General features: G+C 44.3%; 8 protein-coding genes. 6 read left to right on the forward strand and 2 right to left on the reverse strand.

Translation table 11 applies throughout. The features are described 5' to 3' along the window. The first annotated feature begins 408 nt into the window (after nucleotides 1-408). The 3 genes from FS818_RS28055 to FS818_RS28065 all read left to right on the forward strand — a co-directional run bounded on the left by FS818_RS28055 (nucleotide 409) and on the right by FS818_RS28065 (nucleotide 1,699). Nucleotides 409-645, forward strand: a complete 237-nt coding sequence (locus FS818_RS28055; protein WP_145336681.1) for a DUF6953 family protein — start codon at nucleotides 409-411, stop codon at nucleotides 643-645. Between the two features lie 438 nt (nucleotides 646-1,083). Further along, nucleotides 1,084-1,284 (forward strand): cold-shock protein, encoded by a 201-nt coding sequence (locus FS818_RS28060; protein ID WP_024633772.1) that lies wholly within the window; start codon nucleotides 1,084-1,086, stop codon nucleotides 1,282-1,284. Between the two features lie 187 nt (nucleotides 1,285-1,471). Beyond that, complete coding sequence (locus FS818_RS28065) at nucleotides 1,472-1,699, forward strand: cold-shock protein (RefSeq protein WP_056697134.1); 228 nt, start codon at nucleotides 1,472-1,474, stop codon at nucleotides 1,697-1,699. 205 nt (nucleotides 1,700-1,904) lie between these two features. On the opposite strand, the gene FS818_RS28070 is transcribed toward FS818_RS28065, so the two are convergent. Further along, nucleotides 1,905-2,261 carry a hypothetical protein gene (locus tag FS818_RS28070; protein WP_123067401.1) on the reverse strand — a complete coding sequence of 119 codons (357 nt, stop codon included), beginning with the start codon at nucleotides 2,259-2,261 and terminating at the stop codon, nucleotides 1,905-1,907. A 163-nt stretch (nucleotides 2,262-2,424) separates the two neighbouring features. On the opposite strand from FS818_RS28070, the gene FS818_RS28075 reads away from it, so the two are divergent. Next, on the forward strand, nucleotides 2,425-3,156 hold the full coding sequence (locus tag FS818_RS28075; RefSeq protein ID WP_145336683.1) for a class I SAM-dependent methyltransferase: 732 nt from the start codon (nucleotides 2,425-2,427) through the stop codon (nucleotides 3,154-3,156). A 45-nt stretch (nucleotides 3,157-3,201) separates the two neighbouring features. Here FS818_RS28075 and FS818_RS28080 read toward each other — a convergent pair whose 3' ends face one another. Then, entirely contained in the window at nucleotides 3,202-3,846 is a 645-nt protein-coding gene (locus tag FS818_RS28080; RefSeq protein ID WP_145336685.1) for a GntR family transcriptional regulator, read from the reverse strand. A 480-nt stretch (nucleotides 3,847-4,326) separates the two neighbouring features. On the opposite strand from FS818_RS28080, the gene FS818_RS28085 reads away from it, so the two are divergent. Continuing rightward, nucleotides 4,327-5,529: an ornithine--oxo-acid transaminase gene (locus FS818_RS28085; protein ID WP_145336687.1), complete on the forward strand. Its 1,203-nt coding sequence runs from the start codon at nucleotides 4,327-4,329 to the stop codon at nucleotides 5,527-5,529. A gap of 95 nt (nucleotides 5,530-5,624) precedes the next feature. Beyond that, entirely contained in the window at nucleotides 5,625-6,566 is a 942-nt protein-coding gene (gene rocF, locus FS818_RS28090) for an arginase (protein WP_145336689.1), read from the forward strand. Nucleotides 6,567-7,002 lie beyond the last annotated feature (436 nt).

A 7,002-nucleotide genomic window follows, 5' to 3' on the forward strand; every position in this document is an offset into this window, starting at 1 on the left:
GGCAGAGGGATAAGCCATACCTGATTTTAGGGTAATTTACAATTCGATATATCTCTTTTTTGTTACTTTTTATGTTTTTATCCAAATCGAGATAGGGATCGGAGTGACTATATTATGACTAAAGAGTCATAACGTGTTGATAGATCTGTTACGCGGCTAGAAATAACAAAGGACCGTGCCCTCCCTTACGAAGCTTTCAAGCTGTTCATGCAAGGTATTATATTACGCACTCTTTGGAATGGGTACACATGCTCCGAAAAGGATTATAGAACTTTTATTTCTCCTATTATTCCCTGATCCGTTCTTGCCTTTTTTCGTATTTCTCGCTACCGTGGTATACTCTAGACAGTGGAAAGCTAGGCAAGAGAAGTTTAACCAAGGTGTATTTGAAGAACGGCAGGTGAAATAATGGAAAAGACGGCGCAGGACGTAGCTGAATGGATGGTCGCTGAGATTAAGTTTACAGGCACACTTCGTCAGGAAGTGGCAATAGAATATGTAAGAACTCATTACGGAGAGCATTTTGTTTTTGTTAATGAGAACGGTAATGCTTCCTTGTCCAAAGAGGTGAAAAAGGCATTTCGCAAGCTTCATGGCGGGCGGGTTGCTTGGGATCGCGATGCTTTTATGTGGGCATGGACTTAGTTGTGTTGTTACGCCGGGCCCCGACATATTGTTGCATTGACTCTGAGTGAGGTTGGCAGTAGGCCCCTGAGTATGATGGATATGCAAGGACAGAACATTTTCACAAATCATGTATAAGTTGGATGGGAACTGCATATCCTTTCATAAGACTGGAGATAAACAATTTTTCACAGAGGACAACACAGGCCAGTTATGGCTTGAACATAATAAACAGGTATTTCCAAAGCTGTTTGAAAAGAAAATACAATGATTTGCTTTTTGAATCGATTAGAGGTATACTAATAATCAAGTTGTACAGAGTTGAAAACCTAATTCACATATTGTAAAGGGCGATCACTTATAGTTTATGACTGGTACCTTTTTCAATGTGTGAATTTTTATTTGCTTGCTGCAAAGAACAAAGGAACATGTTAATCTTTATTTGGAGGTGTAATTCACATGCAAAACGGAACAGTAAAATGGTTCAACGCTGATAAAGGCTTCGGTTTCATCGAAGTTGAAGGCGGAGAAGATGTATTCGTACACTTCAGCGCTATTACAGGCGAAGGCTTCAAAACGCTGGACGAAGGTCAACGCGTGCAATTTAAAATTGTACAAGGAAACCGTGGTCCTCAAGCAGAAGAAGTTGTAAAACTGTAATTAAAGCATAGCTGCCTTTAACATGTTATAATGATAAAGGCAGCTTCTTTTTTTTGATTTGAATAGATGAAGTTGACCCAACCGTTGTCGAGGCAGAAGTTCGGCGGACGTTACACTTCCGCTAAGCAGTGGCTTTTGTGAAATGACGTCAGTAAGATGTGTTTCCATAACAAAGGGGGTAGAAGTCATGTATAATCGCAAAAAACCGTTGGAAGAAATTCCACAAGCAGATGCAGCAATCTGGGAATGTACGAGTGATACGTGCAAAGGATGGATGCGGGACAATTTTGCGTTTGATAGCGTGCCTACTTGTCCAATATGTGCTTCTGAGATGGTTAGCACAACTAGGATGCTGCCATTGCTTGAGAATTCGAATAGCAACCTGAAAACGATGTCTAAAGGAAATCGGATTTAATATAGCTTACCCGCCTCTCACGAGGTGTTTTTTTTTAATAAAGTTAAACATCCGTTACTGAGGTAGGAAAATTAAATAAGAACATCCTGGCATTCGTTTAAGGCGAATGCCTTTTTTGTTGTATAAAAAGAGCCTCTTCCTGTTCCGTAATCGAACAAGAAGAGGCTTTTGTTGATTGCTAATAATAGCTAATTGTTATTGAGGTTTAGATAAATAAGAATGGAAGAAGGAACAATGTAGCGATTAGGGCAACATCATAGCCAGCTCCGTATCCGTAACCGCCATAACCACCGTATCCACCGCCATATGGGTAGCCACCATAAGCTGAAGATTTAGCTTTTCTGGCGGATGTTAATTTCTTTTTGTTTACTCTACGCAGTTGTTGCTTGGATTGGATGGAAGACAGGCGTGGACCTTGAAAGCATTCATTCAAGTAGACCTTCCCATCCCGGCAACCTCCAAGTGTACCATACATATGCGTGCCGTCTCTCATGACAAGACAGACAGGGCGCCCCACATGCGGTGACACCGTTTCTTCACATACCGGATGAATTCTGTGCATGCATATCCCCCTCATCGTTGCGGTTTGCCGCCTGAAATCAACGGTTTGTATATCATAGTAGGAAACGAGTGGATTGGTATGGACGAGTACCCGGTTATCTCCATAGTCAGGAGCCGTTTTTCGGTTTGTTCCATAGACTGGAGTAAGGGAAGGAGGGGGAGTCGTGGATTATCATGATTTGCTTGCTCGTTTAGGAGAAGGAAGTGCTCATCCTGGTGGATTTTCGGCTACGCTGCAATTGCTTGATTCATTATCCTTGCCTGCTCGGGTTCGTGTTCTGGAGATAGGATGCGGTACGGGAAGAACAGCATGTTATCTGGCTCAGCAGGGGTACGACGTAACTGCAATTGATCTACACCGTCATATGCTGGATAAAGCAGTAAGGCGTGCGCGTAAAGAGCGGGTTGATGTGCGTTTTATTCAAGCTGACGCTGCGGCATTACCCTTACCAGATAATCACGTGGACGTGGTCTTTATTGAATCGGTGACGATTTTCACCCCATGGCGCAAAGCGCTTGCTGAGTACAGGAGAGTACTGAAACCTGGAGGACTGCTTGTCGATCGGGAAATGGTTTTATCGGGAAGGAAAACGGAACTGATGAGTCGCAGACTGAAGCGATTTTATGGGATACGTACACTGGCAACGGTATCAGCTTGGAAGAAACGGCTGAGGGGATGCGGATTCTCAGAAGTTAAAGTGAAGGAGCAATCGCGTACAATGGGCAAGTGGGGAGTCGATCACGACCCTTTACGTGAGATGGATATGAACTGGATTGAGGACAAAAATATACAGCGAATGAGTCGTACGAATGACCGGTTGCTTCTGAGGTACGGAAAAAGGCTGGGATATGCCGTGTTTACGGCGAGAGTTCCTACGGAAGCTGGGCTTAATTGAAAAAGAGGCAACCCTCATTCGTCATGATGTGGGTTGCCTTATACGTTACAGCATGTCGTTATCAATAATGCGCCAGTGATGTTTGAGCAGTGCTTCCAGCTGTGGTTTGTCCTTCGCACGAAACGCACTTAAGATCTGTTTGTGCTCTTCATTGACTTCATGCAGCACCTCGGATAGTTTTGGCTTGTTATCACTGACATAGGACTGACGAATGAAGCTGTTCTTAAGTGTGTTCAACATCTCAATAACGGTGGCGTTGCCGCAACGCTGGATGTACAGGTTGTGAAACAAATACTGATTTTTGCTATAGGCTGCCAGATCGAGCTGGTTGATATCTTCGTCCATACGGGCGATTAGGGCTTCCATCTCTATAAGTTCTGACGTTTTGAGATGATCCACTGCAAGTGTGGCGGCTAGTGCCTCCAGCGCACCGATGGCCTGCGAGAATTCAAGCTTTTTGCTTGTGTCAAAAGGAGCAACAATAAATCCCCTGCGCGGGATATATTGCAACAAATTGTCAGAGGTCAACTGAAATAAAGCTTCCCGAGTTGGGGTACGACTGATATCCAGCTTTTTGCAAATTTCGGCTTCGTTAATCTTCTGGTTGGGAAGAAGCGTCCCGTCCTGAATCTTCTGAGCAATGTAATCGTAGACGTGGTCTTTCAAGGAACGGTATTTAGGAACCTCCATACAAATTCTCCCTTCTATATGTATAGTCATGATTAATGGTTATAAAGCCATGCAGGGCGTGCCGTCCGGGTGTTTCAAGTTTTTATCATCTTACCATCGAGGGGGAAGTTGGGCAAGCAAAGTTCGCACGCTGAGAGCTACATAAGTCACGATATTCAGTAAACATTTTATGGAACTAGAGTCTGAAAATGATCGAAAAAGCGTTGTCATCCTCGTATAGGTTTGTTACTATTGAGGATATAAACAAGTGCATATCATATTATGTATATTGTATACAATATATCATGAGTACATTCTTGATCTTCATCCGAGGACTAGTGGTTCATCTTCAGTAAATATAAAGTTATTGTGATATGTTGCAGGGTTGGTATACAAACAGGGCAGATGCGGAAAAGGAGGAAACAAGTCGTAAACGCAGACCAACTCGCATACACTGTTACTGTATTTTGTATACAATATTATGCGGAAGGTTGTGAAGGAATGCCAGATACCGAGATGTTCATTCAATGGTCGGAAACGTATGCTGCGCCTAATTATCATCCACTTCCCATCGTCATTGAACAGGCAGAAGGGGTGTGGGTAGAGGACCCTGAAGGCCGCCGATATATGGATATGTTAAGTGCGTATTCAGCACTGAATCATGGGCATAGACACCCTGTCATTATTCAAGCGTTGAAAGATCAGGCAGACAAGGTCACATTGACATCACGGGCATTTCACAGCCATGCTGCAGCAATATTTTATCAAAAACTGTCCACGTTTACGGGGAAATCCAAAATTTTAGCTATGAATACGGGAGCAGAAGCGGTTGAGACAGCGGTAAAAGCCGTACGAAGATGGGCATATCGGTGCAAGGGAGTACCTGAAAATCAGGCTGAAATCATCGTATGCTCTGGCAATTTTCATGGGAGAACCCTTACGGTTACTTCTTTTTCCTCGTCTGCTGAATATAAAAAGGATTTTGGACCGTTCACACCTGGGTTCCGAATTATCCCTTACGGTGATCTGGAGGCTTTGAAACAAGCGATCACACCGAATACGGCGGGTTTCCTTGTTGAGCCCATTCAGGGTGAAGCGGGAATTATTATTCCTCCAGCCGGATACTTGGCAGAGGCGTTTGCGATATGCAGACAGCAGCGAGTCTTGACCATGGCGGATGAGATCCAGACCGGATTTGGGAGAACGGGGCGCCGATTCGCCTCTGATTGGGAGGGTGTCGAACCGGATATATGGATTATGGGCAAAGCGCTTGGCGGTGGTGTGATGCCGATCTCCGCAATCGCTGCCGAAGCAGACATTCTGGATCTGTTTGAACCGGGATCACACGGTTCTACGTTTGGGGGTAATCCGCTTGCCTGTGCGGTAGCAGTGGCCGCTTTGGATGTTTTGGAAGATGAGAAGCTTGCGGAGCGGTCAGAGCGGCTGGGGATTCATTTTATGGAACAACTTCAAGGTATTCAGAGCTCTGCGATTCGGGCAATTCGGGGCAAAGGTTTATTCATTGGGGTTGAGCTGGATGGCCCTGCACGACCTTATTGCGAACGTCTGATGTCGGCAGGATTACTTTGTAAAGAAACGCATGAAACAACTATTCGTTTTGCTCCCCCACTAACCATCAAGGAATCTGAGATTGATTGGGCTATAGAGATTATTAAAGAAGTGCTTGGTGATGCTTCATCGTAAGGGTAAGATGCTTCATTGGATTGTAGTTCAACAGCGATGAAAGGGAGCGATACTTTATGAAAAATGAGGATGTTTTGACTACAGGAGAGCAGGCGATGCGAAATGGTTCTGGTCAGGATACTCGCCATGTAAAGACTCATCAACAAGAAGTGGCTCTGATTAAAGTTCCTTTTGGATTAGCTGGTGCTAGAAATGGGGCCGAGTTAGGCCCTGATGAACTGATCACCGCCGGGTTGAAACGCGAAATTGCGAGTTTGGGGTTTCTCTTCAATAGAGAGGTGCGTGTGGATTGCCCCACACAATCAGTAACACCACTTGGGCGCAAGACAGTAAAGTATCTGAATGAGGTTCAGCAGGTCAGTGAGCATGTGTGTCAAGAAGTAGCATCTGCTCTCGAAGAGGGAGCCTTTCCAGTTGTGCTTGGGGGAGACCATAGCGTAGCTATTGGTACTTTGGCAGGGTTAACTGCTCATTACAGCAATTTAGGTGTGATCTGGTTCGATGCTCATGCAGACTTGAATACCGAAGAACATAGCTTGACTGGTAATATGCATGGAATGAGTGTGGCGGCGTTTCTGGGACATTCGACTTTTAATTTGTCACAGATCAGAGGTGCTGGTTCCTTTGTGAATCCGTCTAATCTGGTGTATATCGGACTTCGAGATCTGGATGACTACGAGAAGGAGCAGATCAGAGCATTGGGCATTCGAGCTTTTACGATGCATGATATTGATCGAATGGGGATGCAACACGTCATTGAACAGGCGATGGTGATTGCGGGAGAGGGGACGGACGGTATTCATGTTAGTTTTGATATGGATTGTCTTGACCCGCGAGAAGCGCCAGGAGTGGGGACACCTGTGCCGGGTGGGCTGAGTTATCGAGAAGCGCATTTTGCGATGGAGTGTTTAGCTGCGAGCAACCGGGTTGTATCTATGGAATTGGTTGAAGTGAACCCGTTGCTAGATCAAAACCGGCATACGGCACGACTTGGTGTTGGATTAATTGCATCTTTGTTAGGTAAGTCTATTCTATAGAAGGAAGCGAAATGTGCTCAGAGGGAACAAATGTGATCTATAAGGTATGTTGCAGGGGGGGGTTATGTTATTGGTCGGTTGAAACATTATGCTGATCAATACGCGGCTTCCCTGTATTTATTACGTTGATAAATGTTGTGGTACAGCTGTGAACGTTCGTGTGTATTAATGATATAAGTTCTAGTCTGATATGAAGAAATCTGATGAAGTTTTATATTTTTAAAATAAGTGTTGCATTGTTATGTTATACATGGTATATTCTAATTCCGGCCAAGAAAACACAGCTTTACATGGTGCGGCAAGCAATTGAAAACAAGCTTCGAAAGAAACTTGAAAAAAAGAGCTTGCAAAGTTGGTTTGGACATGATATTATATAAGAGTTGCTGAAACGAACTGGTTTCGGTAGCGAGAATACGTTTGATCTTTGAAAACTGAA

This window comes from Paenibacillus xylanexedens, assembly GCF_007680605.1.
GTDB classification, from domain to species: domain Bacteria; phylum Bacillota; class Bacilli; order Paenibacillales; family Paenibacillaceae; genus Paenibacillus; species Paenibacillus xylanexedens_B.